This window comes from Erwinia papayae (genome assembly GCF_058241465.1).
The window spans coordinates 1,166,483-1,191,448 of sequence record NZ_JBZCHT010000009.1 but is presented as its reverse complement, the minus strand read 5'-3'; the positions used below and the strand labels follow the sequence as shown (position 1 = coordinate 1,191,448).

Annotated in this window: 20 protein-coding genes; 9 read left to right on the top strand and 11 right to left on the bottom strand. The window is 58.1% G+C overall.

Going from position 1 to position 24,966, the window contains the following annotated elements:
- Nucleotides 1-252 precede the first annotated feature (252 nt).
- Nucleotides 253-1,746, bottom strand: a complete 1,494-nt coding sequence (gene dtpA / locus AC3RPL_RS10455; RefSeq protein WP_490739971.1) for a dipeptide/tripeptide permease DtpA — start codon at nucleotides 1,744-1,746, stop codon at nucleotides 253-255.
- Nucleotides 1,747-2,308: 562 nt separating this feature from the next.
- Here dtpA and betI point away from each other — a divergent pair.
- The 3 genes from betI (at nucleotide 2,309) to betA (ending at nucleotide 6,123) form a co-directional block, all read left to right on the top strand.
- Nucleotides 2,309-2,911: a transcriptional regulator BetI gene (betI, locus tag AC3RPL_RS10450; RefSeq protein ID WP_490739970.1), complete on the top strand. Its 603-nt coding sequence runs from the start codon at nucleotides 2,309-2,311 to the stop codon at nucleotides 2,909-2,911.
- Nucleotides 2,912-2,929: 18 nt separating this feature from the next.
- Nucleotides 2,930-4,387 carry a betaine-aldehyde dehydrogenase gene (gene betB / locus AC3RPL_RS10445; RefSeq protein WP_490740669.1) on the top strand — a complete coding sequence of 486 codons (1,458 nt, stop codon included), beginning with the start codon at nucleotides 2,930-2,932 and terminating at the stop codon, nucleotides 4,385-4,387.
- Between the two features lie 68 nt (nucleotides 4,388-4,455).
- A complete protein-coding gene (betA, locus tag AC3RPL_RS10440) occupies nucleotides 4,456-6,123 on the top strand; it encodes a choline dehydrogenase (protein ID WP_490739969.1) in 1,668 nt (555 codons plus the stop codon).
- 101 nt (nucleotides 6,124-6,224) lie between these two features.
- On the opposite strand, the gene AC3RPL_RS10435 is transcribed toward betA, so the two are convergent.
- Together AC3RPL_RS10435 and AC3RPL_RS10430 are read right to left on the bottom strand one after the other, a co-directional pair.
- Entirely contained in the window at nucleotides 6,225-6,962 is a 738-nt protein-coding gene (locus AC3RPL_RS10435; protein ID WP_490739968.1) for a hypothetical protein, read from the bottom strand.
- A 184-nt stretch (nucleotides 6,963-7,146) separates the two neighbouring features.
- On the bottom strand, nucleotides 7,147-9,060 hold the full coding sequence (locus tag AC3RPL_RS10430; protein ID WP_490740668.1) for an aliphatic sulfonate ABC transporter substrate-binding protein: 1,914 nt from the start codon (nucleotides 9,058-9,060) through the stop codon (nucleotides 7,147-7,149).
- A 273-nt stretch (nucleotides 9,061-9,333) separates the two neighbouring features.
- Here AC3RPL_RS10430 and ssuD point away from each other — a divergent pair, with 273 nt between their 5' ends.
- The 6 genes from ssuD to AC3RPL_RS10400 all read left to right on the top strand — a co-directional run bounded on the left by ssuD (nucleotide 9,334) and on the right by AC3RPL_RS10400 (nucleotide 17,327).
- Entirely contained in the window at nucleotides 9,334-10,494 is a 1,161-nt protein-coding gene (ssuD, locus tag AC3RPL_RS10425; RefSeq protein WP_490739967.1) for an FMNH2-dependent alkanesulfonate monooxygenase, read from the top strand.
- Between the two features lie 10 nt (nucleotides 10,495-10,504).
- Entirely contained in the window at nucleotides 10,505-11,596 is a 1,092-nt protein-coding gene (gene sfnG, locus AC3RPL_RS10420; RefSeq protein ID WP_034936237.1) for a dimethylsulfone monooxygenase SfnG, read from the top strand.
- Nucleotides 11,589-13,001 carry an FAD/NAD(P)-binding protein gene (locus AC3RPL_RS10415; protein ID WP_490739966.1) on the top strand — a complete coding sequence of 471 codons (1,413 nt, stop codon included), beginning with the start codon at nucleotides 11,589-11,591 and terminating at the stop codon, nucleotides 12,999-13,001. The genes sfnG and AC3RPL_RS10415 overlap by 8 nt, the downstream gene beginning before the upstream one ends.
- 61 nt (nucleotides 13,002-13,062) lie before the next feature.
- Complete coding sequence (locus AC3RPL_RS10410; RefSeq protein WP_490739965.1) at nucleotides 13,063-14,472, top strand: LLM class flavin-dependent oxidoreductase; 1,410 nt, start codon at nucleotides 13,063-13,065, stop codon at nucleotides 14,470-14,472.
- A 193-nt stretch (nucleotides 14,473-14,665) separates the two neighbouring features.
- Entirely contained in the window at nucleotides 14,666-16,117 is a 1,452-nt protein-coding gene (locus tag AC3RPL_RS10405) for an MFS transporter (RefSeq protein ID WP_490740667.1), read from the top strand.
- Entirely contained in the window at nucleotides 16,110-17,327 is a 1,218-nt protein-coding gene (locus AC3RPL_RS10400; protein ID WP_490739964.1) for an acyl-CoA dehydrogenase family protein, read from the top strand. Before AC3RPL_RS10405 ends, AC3RPL_RS10400 begins: the two co-directional genes overlap by 8 nt.
- Nucleotides 17,328-17,502: 175 nt before the next feature.
- On the opposite strand, the gene AC3RPL_RS10395 is transcribed toward AC3RPL_RS10400, so the two are convergent.
- The 8 genes from AC3RPL_RS10395 to rsxA all read right to left on the bottom strand — a co-directional run bounded on the left by AC3RPL_RS10395 (nucleotide 17,503) and on the right by rsxA (nucleotide 24,812).
- Nucleotides 17,503-17,988: a DUF2165 family protein gene (locus AC3RPL_RS10395; RefSeq protein ID WP_490739963.1), complete on the bottom strand. Its 486-nt coding sequence runs from the start codon at nucleotides 17,986-17,988 to the stop codon at nucleotides 17,503-17,505.
- A 345-nt stretch (nucleotides 17,989-18,333) separates the two neighbouring features.
- Nucleotides 18,334-18,966 carry an endonuclease III gene (nth, locus tag AC3RPL_RS10390; protein WP_034936254.1) on the bottom strand — a complete coding sequence of 211 codons (633 nt, stop codon included), beginning with the start codon at nucleotides 18,964-18,966 and terminating at the stop codon, nucleotides 18,334-18,336.
- The gene (locus tag AC3RPL_RS10385; protein WP_490739962.1) at nucleotides 18,963-19,664 is read right to left on the bottom strand and encodes an electron transport complex subunit E; all 702 of its coding nucleotides are present in this window, start codon (nucleotides 19,662-19,664) and stop codon (nucleotides 18,963-18,965) included. Before AC3RPL_RS10385 ends, nth begins: the two co-directional genes overlap by 4 nt.
- On the bottom strand, nucleotides 19,657-20,289 hold the full coding sequence (gene rsxG / locus AC3RPL_RS10380; RefSeq protein WP_490739961.1) for an electron transport complex subunit RsxG: 633 nt from the start codon (nucleotides 20,287-20,289) through the stop codon (nucleotides 19,657-19,659). Before rsxG ends, AC3RPL_RS10385 begins: the two co-directional genes overlap by 8 nt.
- A complete protein-coding gene (rsxD, locus tag AC3RPL_RS10375) occupies nucleotides 20,289-21,350 on the bottom strand; it encodes an electron transport complex subunit RsxD (RefSeq protein ID WP_490739960.1) in 1,062 nt (353 codons plus the stop codon). The genes rsxG and rsxD overlap by 1 nt, the downstream gene beginning before the upstream one ends.
- Nucleotides 21,351-23,663: an electron transport complex subunit RsxC gene (rsxC, locus tag AC3RPL_RS10370; RefSeq protein ID WP_490739959.1), complete on the bottom strand. Its 2,313-nt coding sequence runs from the start codon at nucleotides 23,661-23,663 to the stop codon at nucleotides 21,351-21,353. It lies immediately after the preceding gene.
- On the bottom strand, nucleotides 23,656-24,231 hold the full coding sequence (gene rsxB, locus AC3RPL_RS10365; protein WP_034936264.1) for an electron transport complex subunit RsxB: 576 nt from the start codon (nucleotides 24,229-24,231) through the stop codon (nucleotides 23,656-23,658). The genes rsxC and rsxB overlap by 8 nt, the downstream gene beginning before the upstream one ends.
- Complete coding sequence (gene rsxA / locus AC3RPL_RS10360) at nucleotides 24,231-24,812, bottom strand: electron transport complex subunit RsxA (RefSeq protein ID WP_034914646.1); 582 nt, start codon at nucleotides 24,810-24,812, stop codon at nucleotides 24,231-24,233. Before rsxA ends, rsxB begins: the two co-directional genes overlap by 1 nt.
- Nucleotides 24,813-24,966: the final 154 nt, after the last annotated feature.

The following is a 24,966-nucleotide window of genomic DNA, read 5'->3' as shown; positions in this document are numbered from 1 at the left end:
CTGAGGGTTAAGCTTGCTTTCAAGCTTAATGCGGCCTGGAGGAAAAGTCAGCTGATGCATCGGTCCGCAGCAGATTAATTCCTGCCGGGGAAGAACGTAAAAAGGCGTCTCTTCCGGCAAGCAAACAGCGGACGGATGACCAGTACAGGGGAGACAGGGATAGCCGTACATGAGGGGGGCAGAACGGAACAGATGCGGGGTGGGTGCTGAAGTAACGGGGCAGCATCACAGCTGCCCCATGAGACTCTGCCGTCAGGCAGTGACGTCCTCGCTCAGCGGTTGATCATCCTGAGTCATTCGCTTCAGTTTTGGTGCGGTCAGCAGCATCAGCAGGGCAATGATGCCGGTGACAATACCAATTTGCAGGAACACATCACCATAGATATGCAGAGACTGAAGTGGATCGATGATATCTTCCGGCACGGCCATCAGATTCGCCACTTTCCCGGCGATCATCGCCGCCCCGGCGGTGGTCAGAAATGAGGAGCCCATAATAAAGCCCATCAGACGCTGGGGAACCAGCTGCGCCACCATCGCCAGGCCAAGACCGGAAATCATCAGCTCTCCGACGCTTTGCAGGGCATAGCTGAGGATCAGCCAGTTTACGGAGACAATCCCCATCTGACTGGCAAATTTGGTGCCCAGTGGCAGCACGAGAAAGGCGGCGGAGCAGAGCACCATGCCAAGGGCAAACTTATGTGGCATCGGCAGCCGGTCGCCCATTTTGTTATAGGTGGCGGCCAGCAGCGGGCTGAAAATCATAATCCAGAAGGGATTCAGCGCCTGAAACTGCTCAGGTTCGAATGCAATGCCCAGCAGTGAATGTTCCACGTTGCGAGTGGCGAAAAAATTCAGTGAGGTGGGCATTTGCATATACAGCACAAAAAACACCACCGCTTCGAGCATCAACAGAAAAGCCACAATCATCTTGCGACGGGCTGCCCCCTGCAATTTAAACGCCTCTTTAATGAACACCACCACAATACCCACGGCGATCAGCGTCAGGGTCATGCGGGCAATCTGCTGATTATGCAGCAGCCAGGTTGCCACGGCGATCAGTGCCGCCACGCCGACGAAGGTTGCCAGCAGCCTGCCAACATGCAGCGGTGCAAAATCTGGCTGAGAACCATAGTTTTTCACCCATTTCCGGCACAGCATAAAGTTAACCAGCGTAATCATCATCCCAACCACAGAAAGGCTGAAGGCGGTGCTCCAGCCGTAGTGGGCAGCCAGCCACGGCGTCGCCAGCATAGAAAAGAATGAGCCGATGTTGATCGCCATGTAATACATGGTGAAAGCCCCGTCGAGGCGGGGGTCATCTTTTTCATAACAGGTGGAGAGCAGTGATGAAGGATTGGCTTTAAACAGGCCATTACCGACGGCAATGGTCGCCATACCAATATAGACCACGCCAACATCATGGCCGGAGAAGGCCACCAGCGCATAGCCCAGCGCCAGCACCAACGTACCCAGCACAATCACCCGTTTGGTGCCCAACACTTTATCCCCCAGCCAGCCGCCAACGGCTATCAGGCCATAGACCAGTGCACTGAAAGAAGAGAACAGGGTGATGGAGTCGGCTTCAGACATGCCCAGCATTTTGACGAGATACACCGCCATAATGCCCTGAAGGCCGTAATAGCCGAACCGCTCCCACAGCTCGATAGAGAAAATCAGATAGAACGATTTGGGTTGCTTAAACGCATTAAGGCTGGCCGCCTCGGGCTCTTTGTTTGCATCAGACACAGATACCTCTGGAGTCAAAATCTTGCTTCGACGAGAAAATTAAGTCAGCGTCAGACAAGGCGGGCATTCGCCGCATAGTTATAAGAATCAGAAAAGGGCGCTTAATTTCGCCGATCATCCGGTGCCAGGCAAGTTTTTTTTCAGCTACAGCGCGGCAGATAATAAAAAGTGTTAAAGAATGATTTTTGGCGCGAAGCTCAGCATTTATGACTGGTATCAATTGTTAACGTCATATAAAAAACCGCAAACTGCGCCTGAATAATCTGGCGGCTATAAACGGCTCTGTTTCCAGTTTTAACCTGATATTTTTTGTTTAATATATTGATATATATCTGTTTTTATGAAAATAAGAAATTATCACTTCATCGCCATATGCATTTTCTGCTGTTTTCGGAAATGGTAAAGCATCACTTAACACGCATACTGATACAGATCACAAAAAGCCAACATATTACGCCTCGGAAAATAACCCCTCAAAACATGCAACATTTATTATTAATTGAACGTTCAATATAAAATGCGTTATAGTTTTGGTTATCGAAACGTTAAAAGTGATCGAGTGATGCCAAAAGTTGGAATGAAAGCCATCCGTCAGGCGCAACTGATTGACGCGACGCTGACGGTGATCGATCGCGTTGGGCTGGCCGATGCCAGCCTGGCGCTGATTGCTAAAGAGGCGGGCGTTTCCACCGGGATTGTCAGCCACTATTTTGGCGATAAGAACGGTCTGCTGGATGCCTGTATGCGCCAGATCCTTGCCGATTTATATCAGGCGGTGGCGCGATTTCGGCAGCAGGCGGCAGATCAGCCGGAGGCCCGCATCCGCGCCATTATCGACGGCAACTTTGATGCATCCCAGATTGCCAGGCCGGTACTGAAAACCTGGCTGGCTTTCTGGACCAGCAGCCTGCATCAGCCGGCATTACAGCGTCTGCAACGCATTAACGACCGCCGCCTCTACTCTAATCTGGTGGCACAGTTTGCCCGCAGCCTGCCGCATTCGCAGGCACGGGATGCGGGAGCCGCGATGGCGGCGCTGATTGACGGACTGTGGCTGCGCATGACGCTGGCACCTCAGCCGATGCAGCAGGGGCTGAATGCGGCCCGCAGACTTTGTTATCAACATCTCTCGTTGTGGCTGGCAGCCGCAACGCCTGAAACCTGAGGAGGAAGCATGGCAGACATGCAACGCCGTGGACTTTACATCAATGGTCGGGAAGAAGCCGGTCAGGGTGAAACCTTTACCACCATCAACCCGGCAAACGGGGAAGTGCTGGCTGAAATCACCGCTGCAAATCAGCAGGATATCGATCGTGCCGTCGCCTCTGCGGTAGCCGGACAACGGATCTGGCGCAGCTACACCCCGGTGGAACGCAGTCGCGTACTGCTGAAGGCCGTGGCCATTTTGCGCGAGCGCAATCAGCAGCTGGTGGAACTGGAAACCGCTGATACCGGTAAACCCATCAGTGAAACTGCGGCGGTGGATATCGTCACCGGGGCTGACGTGCTGGAATACTATGCCGGGCTGGCGGTTGCCGTGCAGGGCGACAGCATCCCGCTGCGTGACAGCGCGCTGGTCTACACCCGCCGTGAACCACTAGGCGTCTGTGCCGGTATCGGCGCGTGGAACTATCCCATTCAGATCGCCATGTGGAAAAGTGCTCCGGCGCTGGCGACCGGCAACGCGATGATATTCAAGCCCAGTGAAGTCACGCCGCTCAGCGCGCTGGAACTGGCGAAAATATTCACCGAGGCGGGGTTGCCGGATGGCGTGTTCAACGTGGTGCAGGGGGCCGGTACTGTGGGGCAGGGGCTGAGCCAGCACCCGGCGATTGCCAAAGTCTCCTTTACCGGCGAGGTGAATACCGGCAAACGGGTAATGGCTGATGCCGCGCTGGCTAACCTGAAATCGGTAACCATGGAGCTTGGTGGTAAGTCACCGCTGATCGTCTTCGACGATGCCGATCTGGAGCGCGCAGTTGACGCTGCAATGATGGCTAACTTTTACAGCAGTGGTCAGGTCTGTACCAATGGCACCCGGGTATTTGTTCAGCGTTCGCTGAAAGCCGCTTTTGAACAGCGTCTGCTGGAAAAAATGGCCGGGATACGCTGCGGAGACCCGCGTGACCCTGACGTTAATTTCGGGCCGCTGGTCAGCGAGGAGCACTGCCAGAAAGTGGTGTCTTACCTCAACATCGGTAAAGAAGAGGGGGCCACCCTGCTGACCGGCGGCCAGCGTCTGACAGAAGGCGCACTGGCTAAAGGTTGCTATGTCGCCCCGACGGTGTTCAGCGACTGTCACGATGAGATGCGTATCGTGAAAGAAGAGATCTTTGGCCCGGTGATGAGCGTGCTGGCGTTCGACGACGAGCAGGAAGTGATTGAGCGTGCCAACAACACCGAATACGGGCTGGCGGCCGGGGTGTTTACCACCTCACTGAACCGCGCCCACCGGGTTATCCACCAGCTTGAAGCCGGGATCTGCTGGGTTAACAGCTGGGGTGAATCGCCCGCGCCGATGCCGGTCGGCGGTTACAAGCAGTCTGGCCTGGGTCGCGAAAACGGCACCGAGACGCTGCATCACTATACCCGCACCAAATCGATTCTGATCGAAATGGGCGACTATCCATCAGCATTCTGATTCGCTGATATCCCGAATTTATTCAGTCTGATGCCGCGACACCGGGTGCGCGGCATAACGGAGGCTTAATGCAGAAATTTGACTACATCATTATTGGTGCCGGCTCAGCAGGCAACGTGCTGGCTACGCGACTGACTGAGGATGCTGACGTATCGGTACTGTTACTGGAAGCGGGCGGAAAAGACCACCGCTGGGACTTCCGTACCCAGATGCCAGCCGCTTTGGCGTATCCCCTTCAGGGCAAACGTTACAACTGGGCTTTTGAAACCGACCCTGAGCCGAAAATGAACAACCGCCGGATGGAGTGCGGGCGCGGCAAAGGGCTGGGCGGATCTTCACTGATTAACGGTATGTGCTACATCCGTGGCAACGCGATGGATTACGACAACTGGGCAAAGAAAGCGGGACTGGAAAACTGGTCTTATCTCAACTGCCTGCCCTATTTCCGCAAGGCAGAGAAGCGCGACATCGGTGAGAACGATTATCACGGGGGCGAAGGCTATCTCAGCGTGACCACGCCAAAAGCGGGCAACAATCCGCTGTTCCGCGCTTTCATCGACGCGGCGAAGCAGGCAGGGCACCATGAAACGGACGACCTGAACGGCTACCGTCAGGATGGTTTTGGTCCGATGGACCGCACCGTCACCGCACAGGGACGTCGGTCCAGCACCGCCAGAGGTTACCTGGACGTGGCAAAACAGCGGCCAAACCTGACCATCATCACCCATGCGCAGACTGACCGCATTCTGTTCAGTGGCAAAACCGCCACCGGCGTGTGCTGGTTAAAAGAGGGAAAACAGCAGCAGGCAGAGGCAAACCGCGAAGTGCTGCTCTGTGCCGGTGCAATCGCCTCGCCGCAGATTTTGCAACGCTCAGGGGTTGGCCCGGAAGAGTGGCTGCGCGAGCTGGATATTGACGTGGTCCATGCGCTGCCGGGGGTGGGCCGTAACTTACAGGATCACCTGGAAGTCTACATGCAGTTCCGCTGCAAAAAGCCGGTCAGCCTCTATCCCTCGCTTCACTGGTGGAATCAGCCGGCAATCGGTGCTGAATGGCTGTTTAACGGCACCGGCATCGGGGCCAGTAACCAGTTCGAAGCGGGTGGTTTTATCCGCAGCGATGACCAGCCAGACTGGCCGGATTTGCAGTATCACTTCCTGCCGGTGGCGATTAACTATAACGGCAGCAGCCCGGTGAAAGAGCATGGTTTCCAGGCGCACGTAGGACCGATGCGTTCACGCAGCCGGGGACGGGTAAAACTGACCTCAAAACACCCGTATGCGGCTCCGTCTATCTTCTTCAACTATATGTCGGAGCCGCGCGACTGGGAGGAGTTCCGCAGCGCGGTGCGACTGACGCGGGAGATCATGAAGCAGCCTGCGCTGGCGGAATATTGCGGTGAGGAAATTCAGCCCGGCGCGGCGGTGCAGAGCGATGAACAGATAGATGCTTTCATCCGCGAACATGCCGAAACGGCATACCATCCCTGCGGCAGCTGCGCGATGGGCAACGATGAGATGGCGGTGGTGGATGCACAAGGGCGCGTTCACGGCATGGAGCGCCTGCGCGTGGTGGATGCCTCCATCATGCCGCAAATCACCACCGGCAACCTTAATGCGCCAACGGTAATGATTGCTGAAAAGATGGCCGACCTGATCCGCGGTCGTACCCCGCTGGTCGCCTCCACGGCGGACTACTATCAGCATCAGCGTGAAGGCGTGGCTGAACCGGTTTGAGCCTCAACACACCGGCACAAACGTGCCGGAGTGGCTGATTTTGGGGCTACAGCCTCATTTTACCCGCAGTGAGAGGGCCAATGGGGTCATTAGCACATGATTCAGTTGCCGGTGGCAGAGGTACTGCTGTCGGTGGTAGTGGCGGTTCCACTGGTAGTATTTGTCGCAGAAGTACTGGTGTCAGTGCTGGCGGCGGTGCCGGTAGTGGTTTTTGCGGCCGTAATGCTGGCGTCGGAATTGGTAACCGTTCCACTGCTGGTATTTGTAGCAGAAGTGCCGGTACTGGCATTTGCCGTGGTTGTGCTGCTGGTGGCTGAAGGTGTTGCCGTACCCGTCGAAGCGGATGCGGTAGTGGTGGACGAGGGGGTTGTCTCGCTGGTCGCGGCAGGAGCTTTACTGCTGGCGGCTGGCGCAGGAGCGGCGGCTTTCTTCACCGGGCGTGGCACCAGGGTAGCAGCAGTTTCTGTAAAGGTCGGCTTGTTCTTCAGCACCGAATAGGTGATGTGTTTGACCTGATCCGGCACGGCGGCGATTTCCACCGGTTGAATCGTCACCCGTCCATAGCCATACAGCGTCGAGACGTAGCCTCCCACCTTATGCTTACCGGGCAACATATGTAAATCCGTGGTTTCTCCCCGCACCAGCGGGCCGGCATCTTTGCCATCAACGGTAACAATAATCGACGAGCCATCATCCGTGCGGCTGACCACATGAGAGACGGTCACCTGCGAAGGGCCGGTGGCGTAATCCTGCTCTGCGGTATCCTCTGCACTGTGTTTCGCACAGCCAGTCAGCGTGATGGCCGCCGTCAGGGCCGCCAGTGTAAAACGATAAATCATTATGCCTCATTCTCCTTAACAGTCAGGAAACCCTATTTTAATGTTGCGAGTCATTGTGTGACAGGGGGAAAAGGTTCAGGTTCATCTTAAAATGATGAGCAATTGTGAAACGGCGGGTGAGCAGTGGTGCGAGGCCGTGCAGTAAATCGCCGCATTGTGCGGCAAAAGCAGGTGCAGTTCCCGCTCAACTCTCGCTCTTCAGCTCCGCCTGCCAGACGGCGTCACCCACCCGGATCGCGCGGGGTAGCAGACCCAGCGCATAGAAACGATCGGCAATCACCTGCTGCTGACGAATTATCTGTCGATCAACCGGTCGGGTCTGATGGCTGCGCCGCGAGAGCGCAAGCGACAGTGAACGGCTCGCCAGGCCCAGCTCGGTTGCCAGCAGCGCGGCGGCCTCAGCCCGGTGATTGTCGATATAACGTCCGGTCTGTTCCAGCGCCGACATCACTGCCGACAATAAATCGCCGCTGTGACTGACAAAATCGCGATGGGCGAGATAAAACTGATGGTTGTTGACCCGCTCCACGCCGTTGGCAATCACCCTGAACTGGCCACTCTGTTCAGCGGCACTCAGCAGCGGATCCCACATCATCCAGGCATCCACCGCACGACAGTCGCCCGGCGTCAGCGGATATTTCGGCGGGGCGTAAACCACATGGATATCATTCAGCGTCAGCCCGGCTTCATCCAGCAGCTGCAACAGCAGATAGTGCACGTTCGATCCCCGGTTAACCGCAATCCGCCTGCCGCGCAGGCAGGCCAGCGAGTGGACGGGACTGTCGGCGGTGACCACCAGCGCCACGCTCTGCGGCGCAGCCGGTTCCCATGCCACATAGCTCAGCGGCTGATTCTGCGCCTGGGCAAACAGCGGCGGCACTTCACCGGTGGTGCCGAAATCAATCTCCCCGCTGTTCAGCGCGTGCAGCAACTGGGGACCGGCGGGAAACTCACTCCACAACACGTTAACGCCGCTGTCGGCAAACTGGCTCTCAAGCGACTGGCGGGCCTTCAGCACGCCCAGGTTGCCGAACTTCTGAAAGCCAATCCGCAGTTCGCGACTGAGGTTGACGGCGGCGGAGCGGGGGGATGTCGGCGCGTTTCCGGCCCTCGCCGTACGTGGCTTAATCACGCCGAGGTGCGCCAGCTGGGTACGCAGGGTGTTGCGACTGATCCCCAGCAGCGCGGCGGTCTGGATCTGATTGCCTTCGGTCAGTTCAAAAGCGTTACGCACCAGTGAGGAGAGCACCCGCTGAAAAACCGGGCTGCGCTGGTCCTGCAATTGCAGACGAATAAACTCATCAAGCGGTTCCGCCGTCACCGCCACCGGCGAGGTGGCATGGAGTGAGCCAAACTGCAACTGTCCGGCCGTAATCAGCGGTTCGCTGCTCAGCAGCACCACATTATGCAGGGTGTTTTCCAGCTCACGAATATTACCCGGCCAGTCATAACTGACCAGCGCGGCCAGCGCTTCTTCACTGAGTACCGGCTGCGGGCGATGATGTCGTTCGGCATAGTGTTGCAGGAAATGGCGGCTCAGCAACGGAATATCCTGACGCCGCTGGCGTAGCGGCGGCAGCGTCAGCACCGCCACATTCAGCCGGTAGTAAAGATCTTCACGAAACCGGCGTCGGGCAATGGCCGTGGCAAGATCGACGTGGGTGGCGGCAATCACCCGCACGTCAACTTTTACCGGGCGGTGAGAGCCAACACGCGTCACCTCACGTTCCTGGAGAACCCGCAGCAGCTTTACCTGAAGCGGCAGACTGAGCTCACCGATTTCATCCAGCAGCAAAGTGCCGCCGTCAGCCGCTTCAAACCACCCCTGATGGCGTTCACCCGCGCCGGTAAAGGCACCTTTCTCGTGACCGAACAGTTCTGACTCCGCCAGGCTTTCACTCAGCGCACCACAGTTGACCGCCAGAAATGGCTTCTGACTTCGCGGGCTATGGTGATGCAGATAGCGCGCCACCCCCTCTTTACCGGTGCCGGTTTCACCGACAATCAGCACCGTGGCGTCAGTGGGTGCCAGCCTCTTCAGTACGCCCTGCAACGCGACAGAGGCGGGATCTTTTAATTCAGGGCCGTCGTTGTGCATCGCCTTCTCCGGGCAGGAAACCAGCAGCCACACTAACGCCAGCGCGCCATTCTGGCGAGAGGCCGCAGCCCGATAAAAGTGGCAAATGCAGCAGGGTCTGTGCGCCAGCTGTTGCATTTGCAACACTCCTTCAGGGTGGGTGGAATTCTAACGCATTGATAAATAATCATTAAAAAAAACGGCAGAGCTGGCATGATTCCTGCCTAGCGACATATAACCAAACGAAATCAATCAATGTGATTTTTTCTGATAACGTTATATAGGAAAGCGATAATGAGCCAGCGCAGCGACACCATCAACGTCTTCTGGTTTCTGCCGACCCACGGTGACGGACACTATCTTGGCACCGCCGAAGGCGGACGTGCCGTGGATCTGCCTTATCTGCAACAGGTGGCGCTGGCGGCTGACAGCCTTGGCTATTACGGCGTGCTGATCCCCACCGGCAAAAGCTGCGAGGATGCATGGCTGGTGGCATCCGCACTGGCACCGATTACGCAAAAACTGCGCTATCTGGTGGCGGTGCGTCCCGGCCTGCAACCCCCCAGCCTCGCCGCGCGTATGGCTGCCACCCTCGATCGTCTCTCCAATGGTCGCCTGCTGATCAACGTGGTGACCGGCGGTGACCCGGTGGAAAATCGGGGTGACGGTATTTTCCTCAGCCATGCCGAACGCTATCAGGTGACCCGTGAATTTCTGACGGTCTTTTCCCGCCTGCTGAAAGGCGAAAAGGTTGACTACAGCGGTCAGCACATCCGGGTGGAGGGCGCGGAACTGCTGTTCCCGCCGGTGCAAGACAACGGGCCGCCGCTCTACTTTGGTGGATCGTCCGACGCCGCAACCGAGGTGGCGGCGCAGCAGATTGACAGCTGGCTCACCTGGGGCGAGCCGCCTGAACAGGTGGCGGAAAAGATTGCCCGGGTGCGTCAGCGGGCCAGAGAAGAGGGGCGCACGCTGAGCTATGGCATTCGTCTGCATGTGATTGTGCGGGAAACCGAAGAAGAGGCGTGGGCCGCTGCGGAACGACTGATTTCCCACCTTGATGATGAAACCATCGCCAGCGCGCAGAAAATCTTTGCCCGGATGGATTCGGCAGGCCAGGCGCGAATGAGCGCGCTGCATAACGGCCAGCGGGACAATCTGCGTATCGCGCCGAATCTGTGGGCCGGTGTCGGCCTGGTACGCGGCGGGGCGGGCACGGCGCTGGTGGGCAATCCGCAGCAGGTGGCGGCGCGCATCCGGGAATATCAGGCGCTGGGCATTGAGAACTTTATCTTCTCCGGCTATCCGCATCTGGAAGAGGCACACCGTTTCGCCTCGCTGGTTATGCCGCTGTTGCCGCTGGCGGACAGGGCAGAAAAACGCCCAGGCACGGTCAACACCGGACCCTTTGGTGAAACCATCGGCGGCGACCGCCGTCCGGTAAAAGCAGAGTAAGGAGCCATTGATGAGCAACCAACCAATCAGATTTGCCTACTGGGTGCCGAATGTGTCCGGCGGGCTGGTGATCAGTAAAATCCCCCAGCGCACCAGTTGGGACTTTGACTACAACCGCAAGCTGGCGCAGATTGCCGAGCGGGCAGGGTTTGAATATGCCCTGACACAGATCCGTTTTACCGCCGGTTACGGCGCGGACAATCAGCATGAATCGGTCAGCTTTTCCCAGGCGCTGCTGGGGGCGACAGAAAAACTGAAGGTGATAGCCGCGCTGTTGCCCGGTCCGTGGAATCCGACGCTGGCGGCGAAACAAATCGCTACCATCAGCCATCTGAGCCAGGCCCGCATCGCGGTGAACATCGTCAGCGGCTGGTTTCGCGGTGAATTTAAAGCCATCGGTGAGCCCTGGCTGGATCATGAAGAGCGTTACCTGCGTTCAGAAGAGTTTATCCGCTGCCTGCGCGGCATCTGGCAGCAGGAGAGTTTCAGCTTTGCCGGGGATTTCTACCGCTACCGGGACTATGTGCTGAAACCCCGACCGCTCGATCCGCTGCCGGAAATCTTCCAGGGCGGCAGTTCGCGGGCGGCGCGGGATATGGCGGCAAGGGTGTCTGACTGGTACTTCACCAATGGCAACACCGTCGAGGGGGTGAGGGCGCAGGTGGAGGATATCCGTGGTAAGGCGGCACAGAATCGCCATCAGGTGAAAATTGGCGTCAACGGCTTCGTTATCGCCCGCGACACGGAGCAACAGGCGCAGCAGGTGCTGAACGACATCCTGCAACAGGCGGACCCGGAGGCGGTGCGCGGCTTTCAGCATGAAGCGAAAAATGCGGGCAGCGCGTCGCCGGAAGGGGAAGGCAACTGGGCAAAATCGACGCTGGAGGATCTGGTGCAGTACAACGACGGCTTTAAAACCAACCTGATTGGCACCCCACAGCAAATCGCAGAGCGGATCATCGCCCTGAAGCAGGCCGGTGTGGATCTGCTGCTGCTGGGCTTTCTGCATTTTCAGGAAGAGGTGGAATTCTTTGGCCGCGAGGTGATCCCGCGTGTCCGCGAGCTGGAGCGGCAGACCGAGCCGGAACTGAGCCATGAGTGAACGGCATATCGTCATCGTTGGCGGTGGCTTCAGCGGCACCGCGCTGGCTGTTCAGCTGGCGCGACGGGGCGGCGCGGGCCTGCGGGTGACGGTGATTGAGCCGCGTGATGCTCTGGCGCAGGGCGTGGCTTACAGCACTGATGATGCCGCACACCGCATTAACGTTCCTGCCGCCCGGATGCAGCTCTCTGCGGCGGAAGAAGGGGATTTCGATCGCTGGTATCGCGCCTCCGCCGCTTATCAGGCCGATCCGGCGGCGCGCTGGCACGACGACAGCGTCTGGCCGCAGCGCCGCCAGTTTGCCGCGTATCTCACCCTGAAACTGGACGACGCCCGTCGCCATTCAGCCGTGGTGGTTCAGCATCTGAAGGATCGTGCGGTGGCGCTGGTTGATGGCGTGGTGCATACCGCCGGGGGAGCGCGCTTAACGGCCGATCAGGTGGTGCTGGCCATCAGTCATCCGCCGCCCGACGTGCCGCCGCCGCTGCGCGCCTTTCGCAACCATCCTGCCGTCATCGCTGACCCCTGGCGTCCCGGGGCGCTGGCCGGGATTGCCGCCGGTGACCGCGTGGCGATTATCGGCAGCGGTCTGACCATGGCGGATATGGTGGCATCTCTTCAGCGGCAGGGGCACCGGGGCAACGTGCTGGTCTTTTCCCGTCGGGGACGTCTGCCGGGGGCTAACCTGAGCGGTGAATATTCTGACTGGCCGCTGGATTTTCAGCGTCCGCAGCGTGACAGCGCGCGAGGCTGGCTGCAACGTGTGCGCGCGGAGGTGCGCGAGGCCGCTAAGGTTAACCTGCCCTGGCAGCGGGTGCTGGATGCAATTCGCCACCGTGCGCAGTCGATCTGGCAGCGGTTGCCGCTGCAAGAGCAGCAGCGCTTTCTGCGCCATCTTCGTCCCTGGTGGGATGCGCACCGCTATCGCATTGCGCCGCAGGTCAGCGCGGTACTGGAGCAGCGACAACAAAGCGGGCAGTTGCAGCTGCTGGCGGCCCGCCTGCAGCAGGTTGACGTCCAGAACGGCAGCATCAGCCTCACCCTGCGCCGTCGTCAGGGGGCAGAAGAGATCCACCACGTTGACCGGCTGATCGTCACGACCGGCCCGGCCCACAGTGGGTTGATCGACAGCGACGCGCTGCTCAGCCAGCTGGCTGGCGCAGGCATCATCCGCCGCGATGCGCACGGCCTCGGTATCGATGTCAGCGCGCTTTCGCAAACCCTCAACGCCACTGGCCAGGCGAATCCGCATCTGTACGTGGTGGGCCCGGCGGCCCGTGGCCGCTTTGGCGAGCTGATGGGACTGCCACAGGTGGCGGAACATGCCGAACAGCTCGCCCGCCAGCTGCTGGAACCATTGCTTCTCACCGCGTCAGCGCGATGTCCTGCCCGACTGAACCACTGAACTTTTCCTTCTGATTAACCTCATCATGGTCAGGCTGCTTGCTGGCCGTTAAGGAGTGCCTGTGTCGTCATCACGAGAAATCCGTCTCAACGCCTTTGAGATGAACTGCGTCGGCCATCAGTCACCGGGACTGTGGGCGCATCCCCGCGACCGCTCATGGCAGTATAAGGATCTGAGTTACTGGACCGACCTCGCCCGTCTGCTGGAGCGGGGGAAATTTGACGGGCTGTTTATTGCCGATGTGCTGGGCGTTTACGACGTGCTGAATGGCAGCAATCAGGCGGCAATCCGTCATGCCAGCCAGGTGCCGGTGAACGATCCGCTGGCGCTGATCACTCCGATGGCGCTGGTCACCGAGCATCTTGGCTTTGGCCTGACCGCCTCGCTGTCGTTTGAGCATCCTTATCCGTTCGCCCGGCGGCTCTCGACGCTGGATCACCTGACCCGAGGCCGCGTCGGCTGGAATATTGTCACCTCCTACCTGGAGAGCGGCGCACGTAATATTGGCCAGACGCAGACCGATCACGATGCGCGCTATGACTATGCCGATGAGTATTTGCAGGTGGTTTATAAGCTGCTGGAAGGCAGCTGGGAAGAGGGCGCGGTGCTGCGTGACCGGGAACGGCGTATCTTCAGCGATCCGCATAAAATTCATCCCATCAACCACCAGGGCACTTTCTTTCAGGTGCCGGGCATTCATCTTTGTGAACCTTCACCCCAGCGTACCCCGGTGCTGTATCAGGCCGGGGCATCGAGCCGGGGTAAACAGTTTGCTGCCGAACATGCCGAGTGCGTGTTTGTTGCCGCGCCGTCAAAAATATTGCTAAAGAAAACCGTCAGCGATATCCGTCGCCGTGTTGCCGAAGCGGGCCGTGATCCGCGTAGTGTGCTGATCTTTAATCTGCAAACGGTGATTGTTGGCGAAAGCGATCGGGCTGCCCGCGCAAAGTGGCTGGAATACAAAGAGTATGTCAGCTACGAAGGCGCGCTGGCGCTGATATCAGGCTGGACCGGCATTGATTTCGCTCAGTATCAGCCGGACCAGGTGTTAAAGCATCTGCACACTAACGCTATCCAGTCGGCGGTGGAAACCTTCTCCACCGCCGACCCCAACCGCCAGTGGACGGTACAGGCGCTGGCCGATTGGGTGGGCATTGGCGGCTTTGGTCCGTTGCTGGTCGGCAGTGCGCAAACCGTGGCTGATGAATTGCAGAGCTGGGTGGAAGAAACCGATGTCGATGGCTTCAACCTTGCCTATGCCCTCAGCCATGAAACCTTCAGCGACGTGGTTGACCTGCTGATCCCGGAGCTGCAACAGCGCGGCGTCTTTAAACGGCAGTATCAGCCGGGTACCCTGCGCGAAAAACTGTCTGGCGGCGGGCCACGGCTGGCGGCACCGCATCCGGCTGCGCGCTACCGTCAGCTCAGCGGTGAGCAGCACTGGGCGGCGGGGGATCGTCTCGCCGTCTGATCTGCCGTGGACAGCACCGTGGCACCCTCCTGACCGGAACAGCCTGTCGCTGTTCCGGCGTGGCTGCTGGCGAGAAAAAATTATTTAACTTATTGAATTTGCGTAAATTTATAGCAGTAATTGTTGTTTGTCTGCCGCCCGGAACCCCTCTATAACTGCCTCGTTACCTGCTGAAAAAAAAGACGAGGATATGATGAGCACCTTTAATTTTGAGGGGATAACGGCGACGCCACCGCCGCATTCAACACCGGTTCGTTCGGTCAGTGACGTGGCGAAACTGATCAACGCACAACAAAACCCACACCGCTATGCCCGCTTTATCGTTTTTCTGGCGCTGGGCGGGGTATTTCTGGACGCTTACGATCTCACCACGCTGTCATACGGTATTGATGATGTGGTGAAAGAGTTTGCGCTGACGCCAGCCCTGACCGGGCTGGTTACCTCATCGATTATGATCGGCACCATTATTGGTAACCTGCTGGGCGGCTGGCTGACCGATAAGTACGGACGCTACACGGTATTTATGGCCGATATGCTGTTTTTTGTCGTCTCCGCCATTGCCGCCGGTCTGGCCCCCAACGTCTGGGTGCTGACTGGCGCACGTTTCCTGATGGGGATCGGCGTGGGGATCGATCTGCCGGTGGCGATGGCCTATCTTGCGGAGTTCTCAAAGTTCACCGGCAAAGGCAACAAAGCCGCGCGCCTCGCTGCCTGGTGCCCGATGTGGTATGCCGCCTCATCGGCCTGTTTCTTTATCATCTTTGCGCTGTTTTTTCTGTTACCGGAAGCGCATCAGGGCTGGCTGTGGCGTGCATCACTGCTGTTCGGTGCCGTCCCGGCGCTGTTGATTATTGCCGTACGCCGTAAATTTATGAATGAATCGCCGCTGTGGGCGGCGAATCAGGGCGACCTGCGTGGGGCGGTGCGCATTCTGCGTGACGCCTATGGCATCCACGCCCATGAAGCCGCGCCGCCGGTTAACAAAAAACCGCCGAAGGTTGGCTACCGCGAGCTGTTTCGCCAGCCGTGGCGGGGACGCACGCTGGTGACGGCGGTGATGAACATCTGCATCTCCTTTGAGTACACCGCGATCGCCTTCTTTCTGCCCTCGATCCTGGCCCGCTTTCTTGGCGCGGGCGTATTTGAAACCATCGCGGCGTCGCTGGGGCTGAACGTGCTGTTCGCCTTTACCGGCGGCCTGCTGGGGATGCGGCTGGCATGGAAATATCCTTCACGCCATGTCGCCATCGCCGGTTTTGCCCTGCAATTTATCGCGCTGGTTTCACTGGCGCTGATCGGCCACCCGCAGGCCGCCGCCGGGGTGCTGTTGGCGATACTGATGCTCGGCCTGTGGCTGTTTGCCGAAGGCTTTGGTCCCGGTGCGCAGATGATGGTCTATCCGACGCTGGCTTATCCGACCCACATTCGTGCCACCGGGGTGGGCTTTGGCCGCTCGCTTTCCGGCATCGGCAGCGCGCTGGCGCTGTTTATTCTGCCGGTATTGCAGGCGTCGTTTGGCACCAACATGTTCTGGATTGTCTCGCTGGCGGCGATCATCCCGATCTTTTTCCTGCTGATTATCCGTTTTGAACCCACCCGTCAGGATATCGATGACCAACCCGATAATGGAGAACACCATGTCTGAACAGCACACTGCAAATTACACTGCGCTGGCCTCACACTTTCGTCCGGTTTTTGCCCGTATTGCGGAAGGCTCGCTGGCCCGTGAACGCGATCGTCAACTGGTTCATCAACCGATCAACTGGCTTAAACAGTCCGGTTTTGGCACTCTGCGCATTCCGCAGAGCGAGGGCGGATGGGGGGCATCGTTGCCGCAGCTGTTCCGCCTGCTGAATGAGCTGGCGACAGCGGATTCTAATCTGCCGCAGGCGCTGCGGGCACACTTTGCCTTTGTCGAAGACCGCCTCAATCAGCCGGACAGCGATGAACGGCGGCGCTGGTTCAGCCGCTTTCGCGACGGCGAGCTGGTAGGCAGCGGCTGGAGTGAAACCGGCAACCTCAAACTGGGCGAGGTGCTGACCAGAGTCAGCCCCGCAGAGCAGGGCTGGAGGCTGGACGGCGAAAAATTTTACAGCACCGGCGTACTCTATGCTGACTGGATCGATGTCTATGCGCAGCGTACCGATAATGGGCGCGACGTAATTGCGCTGGTCAGCACCCATCAGTCTGCCGTGGAACGGGAAGATGACTGGGATGGTTTTGGCCAGCGTCTGACCGGCAGCGGCACCACCCGTTTTCGTCACGCTGCCGTCGAGCCGCAGCACATCTATGACTTCAGCGAACGCTTCCGTTATCAGACGGCGTTTTATCAGCATGTATTGCTGTCATGCCAGGTGGGGATCGCCAGAGCCATTGTGCGCGATGTGGCAGAGGGGGTGGAAAGTCGTAAACGTATCTACAGCCACGGTAACGCCCGCCTGGTAAAAAATGACGTCCAGGTGTTGCAGGTGGTCGGGCAGATAGCCAGCTGGGCCTGGGCGGTAGAGGCCAGCGCAGAGCGGGCGACAGAATCACTGCAACAGGCTTATGAGGTCTGGCTGCGTGGCGGCAGCGAAGAGGCGTTAAAGCAGGCCAATATTCTCGCGGAGCTGGAGGCGGCAAAAGCGCAGGTTATCGCCAGCGACCTGGTGCCGCGCGCCGCCACCGAGCTGTTCAATGCGCTGGGGGCGTCGGATACACGCGTCAGCAAGGCGCTGGATCGTCACTGGCGCAATGCCCGGACGCTGGCCTCGCACAATCCGGTCATCTACAAAACCCGCAACGTCGGTGACTTGGAGGTGAACGGCAGGCAGCCCACCTTTATCTGGCAGATTGGCAATGGGGGAGAAGGATAAATCCGCATAGTCTGGTGGTCAGAAACCACGCCTGTTGGCGTGGTCACTGACCCGATCCCGATGAGGCAACCTGCCAGGCATTCCGATCATCGCACGGTCACCACATCGGATGCCCTGCGTTCAGTCTTAACCGGCTGATAAGTGGGAATACTGTCTGATTAATTCTTACCATTCATTAATTATCAGGCTGAGCCAGAAAAATCAGCACCAGAATAATTGTTGTGAAGAAATGAAAAGCAGCGGACAGGCCATTCCACTGATGCGACATCCACATGCCGAACCATTCTCCGCCAATTGACATAAACCCTACCTGCCAGACCAGAAAACCGAGTGTCAGACCTGCAATAGCTGTTTTTTTGACAGCGTTAAACTCACGGGCATCTTTTTTCAGAGATAAAAATAATCGAATCCCGCCTGCCCAGCACAATATAGCGGTAAGCGCTTCCATCATGATAATGAAGATATAGCCAATATGATGGATGACAGGGACTTCCAGTGCACGGTAGTGTATGTTTGAGCCGGGAAAAATAGTGTCCATCATCAGCACATGACGTACAAACTGAAAGTTAGTTCCGTAATCAGTTATATTTCCGAATGCAACCAGTGATGCAGAGAATGCTATTGCACAGACTAAAAGAGACTTAGACAGACGAGTAATCATGCAAATTTCCATAAAATTATAGTGGTCAGACGATAATGCAATGAAATAGTGAAGGCGCGACTGCAAATAAGATTCATTATTATCTGATATAAAAAGTACAGAGATTATACTTTCTCTGGATTAATTCCTTTTTTATACAGCACCCTGAATTGTTTTACTGGCGGTGATCATCTCCACTATTCGTATTGCTGACAGACCACACTCATTGAGGCTGATGCTTAGTGGAATAAAAATTACGTTAAGGTATTTTGATACTCAACTATAAAAAGAAACCTCCCTCATTTTTACAAACCATGGATCGGGCAATGATACGTTGCACCTGGGTTAACATGTACAACCAGGCAGTCACTCCACCTTCTCGCGGTATTCGCATAAGTCTTCTATCAGACAGGAGCCACAGCGCGGCTTACGGGCGATGCAGGTATAGCGGCCATGCAGGATCAGCCAGTGATGGCAGTCCACTTTAAATGGCGCGGGCACCACCTTCAGCAGTTTCTCCTCCACCTGCTCAACGTTCTTGCCCGGCGCAAAGCCGGTGCGATTGCTGACGCGAAATATATGGGTGTCCACCGCGATGGTTGGCCAGCCGAAGGCGGTATTCAGCACCACATTAGCGGTTTTGCGCCCGACGCCGGGCAGTGCCTCCAGCGCCTCGCGATTTTCCGGCACTTCCCCCTGATGCTGCTCCAGCAGGATGCGACAGGTCTTAATCACGTTTTCCGCCTTGCTGTTAAACAGGCCGATGGTCTTGATGTACTCTTTCACTCCGTCAACCCCCAGCGCCAGGATCGCTGCCGGGGTATTCGCCACCGGATAAAGCTTCGCGGTGGCTTTGTTGACGCTGACGTCGGTGGCCTGGGCGGACAGCAGCACGGCAATCAGCAGTTCAAATGGCGTGCTGAAATGTAATTCCGTGGTGGGATGAGGATTATTATCCCGCAGGCGGATCAGGATCTGCTGACGTTTATCCTTGTTCACAGCGCACCTGCTTTCCCGTCCAGATCAGGCTGAACCTGCTGTTCTGCCTTACGGGCTGCACGGGCTTTCATCAGGTTATCAATCAGGTATTTTGCCGCCAGCAGCATGCCCAGCCCGATAAACGCGCCCGGCGGCAGCATCGCCAGCAGCATGGGTGAATCAAAATGCACCACCTGAATGCGCAGCGCTTTAGCCCAGGGACCAAGCAGTTGATCGGCACCGTTGAAAATGGTGCCATTGCCAATGATTTCCCGCAGAGAACCCAGCACCACCATCACGCTGGTGGCACCCAGGCCAATCGCCATGCCGTCCAGTGCTGCCAGCGGTACGCTACTGCGTGAGGCCACCGCTTCAGCCCGTCCAACCACGATACAGTTGGTGACAATCAACGGGATAAAAATGCCGAGCGACTGATAGAGGCCGTAAGCGTAGGCATTGATCAGCATCTGCACGCAGCTGACCACCGCCGCGATGATCATCACATAAATCGGAATACGGATATCGCCAGGCACCCAGCGACGCGAGGCGGAAATGGCGCTGTTGGTACAGGTCAGTACCATGGTGGTGGCCAGCCCCAGTCCCAGCGCATTGGTGGCGGTGGAGGTGACCGCCAGCAGCGGGCAGAGGCCGAGCAGCTGCACCAGCGCCGAGTTGTTTTTCCACAGGCCGCCAATCAGCAGCGTTTTAGCTTCACTCATTGTCTTCTCCACAGGTTGGCAGCGAGCTGAGTCGCTGCGGCAAGGTTTCAACATACAGCGTGGTGCGCTTCGCCGCATTCACCACCGCACGAGGCGTGATGGTGGCACCGGTAAACTGGTCAAAGTTGCCGCCATCTTTTTTGACCGCAAATTGCGGATCGTTTTTGCCGTGGATCTGTATGCCATTAAAACTGTTGATCCAGTCGGAAATACGCAGCTCAATTTTGTCGCCCAGGCCAGGAGTCTCGTGATGTTCAACCACGCGCACCCCCAGCACTTTGCCGCTGAAGTCCGCGCCGACAATCATCTGAATTGCGCCAGAATAGCCGTCCGGCGCGGTAGTCTCAATGGCAACGGCCACCGGCTGGTCATTTTTTCTCGCCAGATACAGACGGTGAGGGCTGGCGTTACCCAGTGCCGCATCGCTGACAAGGTAGCACTCCTGCTGAATGGCGTTGTTGTACATTTCTGGCGGCACCACCTGGTCCAGCAGGATTTTCTGTTGCACCGCCGTCTGGTGCTCAATGGTGGGTTTGGTCACCGCATTGATCACCGCCGTCAGGCCGGTGGTGACGGCAGCGAACACCGCCAGCGTCACGCCATTTTTACGAATCGCATCCAGCATCACTTCTCCTTACGATGGCCATAAACGCGCGGCTGCGTGTAGTAATCGATTAACGGCACGGTAATGTTGGCCAGCAGCACGGCGAAGGCAACGCCATCAGGATAGCCGCCGTAGCTGCGGATCAGCCACACCAGCAGCCCAATCAGCACGCCGTAAACCAGTCGGCCTTTGTTGGTGGTGGACGCGGTAACAGGATCGGTGGCGATAAAGAATGCCCCCAGCATGGTGGCACCGGAGAACAGATGCAGCACCGGCGACAGCAGCGAATGGGGCGACAGCAGCCAGCCCAGGTTTGAAAACAGCGCCAGCGACAGCAGGAAGCTCAGCGGGATGTGCCAGCGAATGGTGCGGGTAAACAGCAGAAACAGGCCGCCAGCCAGATAACCCAGATTGATCCACTGCCAGCCGGCACCGGCAATCACGCCGGAATAAATAGGCTGTGCGAGCAGTTGTTCGGCGCTGTGACCGGCGTGCAGACCGGTTTTGAAGGTGTCCAGCGGGGTGGCCTGACTGACGCCGTCAATGCCCATCTGCAACTGCTGCATCGTGTGTCCGTTGGGCGTATGGCCGTGAAAAATGACGCTCAGTGAATCAGTGAAGCCTGGGGTGATCGCCTGGAGCGCCTCCGGTGGCAGCCAGCTGGTCATCTGTACCGGGAAGGAGATCAGCAAGACCACGTAACCGACCATCGCCGGGTTGAACGGATTCTGTCCCAGACCGCCGTAAAGCTGCTTGGAAATGACCACGGCGAAAAGCGTGCCGATAACCACCAGCCACCAGGGGGCCAGCGGCGGAATGCTGATGCCGAGCAGCAGGGCGGTAAGCAGTGCGGAATTGTCCCCCAGCGTTTTGCTTACCGGGAGCCTGCGCAGTCTGAGGATCAATGCTTCGGCAGCCATACCGGCGATGGCGGCAATCGCTACCTGAATCAGGTTGCCCCAGCCAAAAAAGTACCACTGGGCGGCCATGCCAGGGATGGCGGCCAGCAGCACCAGCAGCATAATCGTACTGGTGCTGCGCTGATTGTGTGTATAGGGCGAACTCGCGATACGAAAAGCCATTTAATCCTCTTGCGTAGAGTGCTGCGCTTTACGCGCTTTAACACGGGCGATGGCGGCGGCGACCGCCGCTTTGCGTGGGTCATCGGCATGCGCGGCGCTGTCGTCGGCTTGCGTCGCTGACGGTGCAGCGGTTACCCCGTTCTGATCCTGTGGCGTAGCGGCGGCCTGTGCGGCTTTCTTTGCTTTGGCGCGGGCGATGGCGGCGGCGACCGCCGCTTTACGCGGGTCATCGGCAGGCGCGGCGCTGTCGTCGGCTTGCATCGCAGACGGTGCAGCGGTTACCCCGTTCTGATCCTGTGGCGTAGCGGCGGCCTGTGCGGCTTTTTTTGCTTTGGCGCGGGCGATGGCGGCGGCGACCGCCGCTTTACGCGGGTCATCCGCAGGCGCGGCGCTGTCGTCGGCTTGCGTCGCCGACGGTGCAGCGGTTACCCCGGTCTGATCCTGTGGCGTAGCGGCGGCCTGTGCGGCTTTCTTCGCTTTGGCACGGGCGATGGCAGCGGCGACTGCTGCTTTACGTGGGTCATCGGCAGGTGCGGCGCTGTCGTGGGCTTGCGTCGCCGATGGTGCAGCGGTTACCCCGGTTTGTTCCTGCGGCGATACGCTGTCCTGTGCGGCTTTCTTCGCTTTGGCGCGGGCGATGGCCGCCTCTACCGCTGCTTTGCGCGGATCCTCTGCCTGACGGGTAGCGGGTTCTGTTTCCGCCTGATGAAGCGCGCTCTGTGCCCGTGCCTGGGCATGGCGGGCCAGCGTTGCGGCGCTTTCTGCTGCTGGCGCGCTGCTGGCGTCCTCTGTCTGCTGCGCCTGCTTCGCTTTTACCCGCGCCAGCGCGGCGGCAATCTCACCGCCGTCATTCTGACTGACGGCACGTTTTGCCTGCTGATGACGGTTTTCCCGCGCCAGTTTTTCCCGCTCAAGACGCTGCTGGCGCGCTTCAAAACGGGCCTTCGCCTGCACGGTGCGTTCCGCTTCCTGGTCGATAGCACGAAGCTCTGCTTTCTCCTGACGGTAATACTGTACCAACGGAATGTTGCTGGGGCAGACCCAGGCACAGGCTCCGCACTCAATGCAGTCGGCAATGTTGTGTTCTCGTGCCTTATCGTGATCGCCTCCACGGCTGTACCAGTAAAGTTGCTGTGGCAGCAGGGCTGCCGGACAGGCATCGGCACAGGCACTACAACGGATGCAGGATTTTTCGCTCTCCTGTTCGCCCGTTTCGCTGGCGGAAGGGGCCAGAATACAGTTGGTGATCTTCACCATCGGCACATCCAGCGTTGGCAGGGTAAAGCCCATCAGCGGGCCGCCCATCACCACCATCTGACTGCTGGCTGGGGTAAAGTCAGCGCAGCGCAGCAGATGGCCGATTGGTGTGCCAATTCTGCCCCAGACGTTGCCCGGCTGGCCCACTGACTCACCGGTCAGCGTAACCACCCGCTCTGTCAGCGCCTCACCGTCAATGACCGCCCGTTTTACCGCATACGCCGTGCCGACGTTTTGCATCAGCACGCCAATATCGGTTGAACGGCCACCGTGCGGCACTTCCAGCCCGGTGAGAATTTTGGTCAGCTGTTTGGCACCGCCTGACGGATATTTGGTCGGTATCACCCGGATTTGCAGGTCGGTTGCCGCGCCCAGCGCTTTTTTCAGCGCGGCGATGGCCTGCGGCTTATTGTCTTCAATACCAATCAGTACCCGCTCAGACTGCAACAGCCAGGCGAGGATACGGCTACCTTCCAGCACTTCCTCCGCGCAGTCCTGCATCAGGCGGTCATCGGCAGTGATATAAGGTTCACATTCTGCGGCGTTGATAATCAGGGTCTTCACCCCGCGAATGCCGCCTTTCAGCTTGGTCGCAGTGGGAAAACCTGCGCCCCCCAGACCGGCCACGCCCGCCTGATGAATAATGTTAATAACTTCACTGCGTTCCCGCTGCTGATAGTCAGCCACGCCATGACGTTCACACCAGCGGTCCTCACCGTCCGGGGTGATAAAAACACACAGCTCCGCCAGGGCGGACGGGTGGGCGATGGTGTGCGGCGCGACAGCCGACACCGTGCCGGAGGTCGGGGAATGCACCGGCAGCATCCGGCCACGGCCAAAGGTCAGCGGCTGGCCGCGCAGCACTTTATCACCGGGACTGACCAGCAGTTCACCTTCATGGCCGATATGTTGCTTAACCGGGATAATGAACTGCGTCGGTAACGGCAGCTGACGCAGCGGGGTGCCGTTGGACTGGGTCTTCATCTCCGGCGGATGAATGCCGCCATCGAAATCCCATAATTGATCTTTTTTAAATCGTCTGAACAGATTACGCATGGTGTTCCACTGGGATGACTCTTACCGGGATGGTTTGCAGGTCCCACTTCCAGTTGTCGGTCGTGGTGGCGACGGGCCGCATCTCAATGCAGTCAGTCGGGCAGGGGGCAACGCATAAATCGCAGCCGGTGCAGACGTCACTGAGCACCGTATGCATGGCGCGGGTGGCACCAACAATGGCGTCAACCGGGCAGGCCTGAATGCATTTGGTGCAGCCTATGCAGTTGGCTTCATCAATCCACGCAACTTTGCGCTCCGGTTCGCGGGCGGCTTCATCACCAAGGGGCTGCGGTTCGACGTTCAGCAGCGCCGCCAGCTTAAGCATGGTCTGTTCTCCGCCCGGCGCACATTTGTTGATCATCTCTCCGTTGTTGCCTACGGCATCAGCATAAGGACGACAGCCAGGGTAGCCGCACTGCCCGCACTGGCTTTGTGGCAGGATGGCGTCAATCTGTTCAACAATCGGATCGTCTTCAACTTTGAAACGGCGTGAGGCATATCCCAACAGGCCACCAAACAGCAGGCCCAGCGCACTTAATACCGCAATGGCAATCCAGACTGCACTCATCAGAATTTCACCAGCCCGCTGAAGCCCATAAAGGCCAGCGCCATCAGACCGGCGGTGACCAGCGCAATTGACGAGCCTTTAAAAGGGGCGGGTACGTCGGCCAGCACCAGTCGCTCGCGAATACCGGCAAACAGCACCATCACCAGTGAGAAACCAATCGATGCACTAAAACCATACAACGCCGCCTGCAAAAAGGTGTGATTCAGGTTGACGCTGAGCAGCGGCACGCCGAGTACGGCGCAATTGGTGGTGATCAGCGGCAGAAAGATCCCTAACAGGCGATAGAGGTCCGGGCTGGTTTTGCGTACCACCATCTCAGTGAACTGCACCACGACCGCGATCACCAGGATATAGGCCATGGTGCGCAGATAGACCAGATCCAGCGGCAGCAGGATCAGATGATTGACCAGCCAGGCGCAGATGGAAGCCAGGGTGATAACGAAGGTGGTGGCGAGTCCCATGCCAATCGCCGTTTCCAGTTTTTTGGAAACGCCCATAAAGGGACACAGGCCGAGAAACTTCACTAGAACGAAGTTGTTCACCAGCACTGTGCCAATAAAAAGAAGCAGGTAATCGGTCATTATTTCGCCTGATAAAAATGAAAGCGGCCTATTATCGGGGATTGGCGGCCTGACGACAACATTTGAACACTAAGGATATCTTACCAGCGCACTGAGGATTAAATTTTTGCTGCTTTTTTCACCAGCTGGCGCGATTGCTCTCGCCGCAGGCACC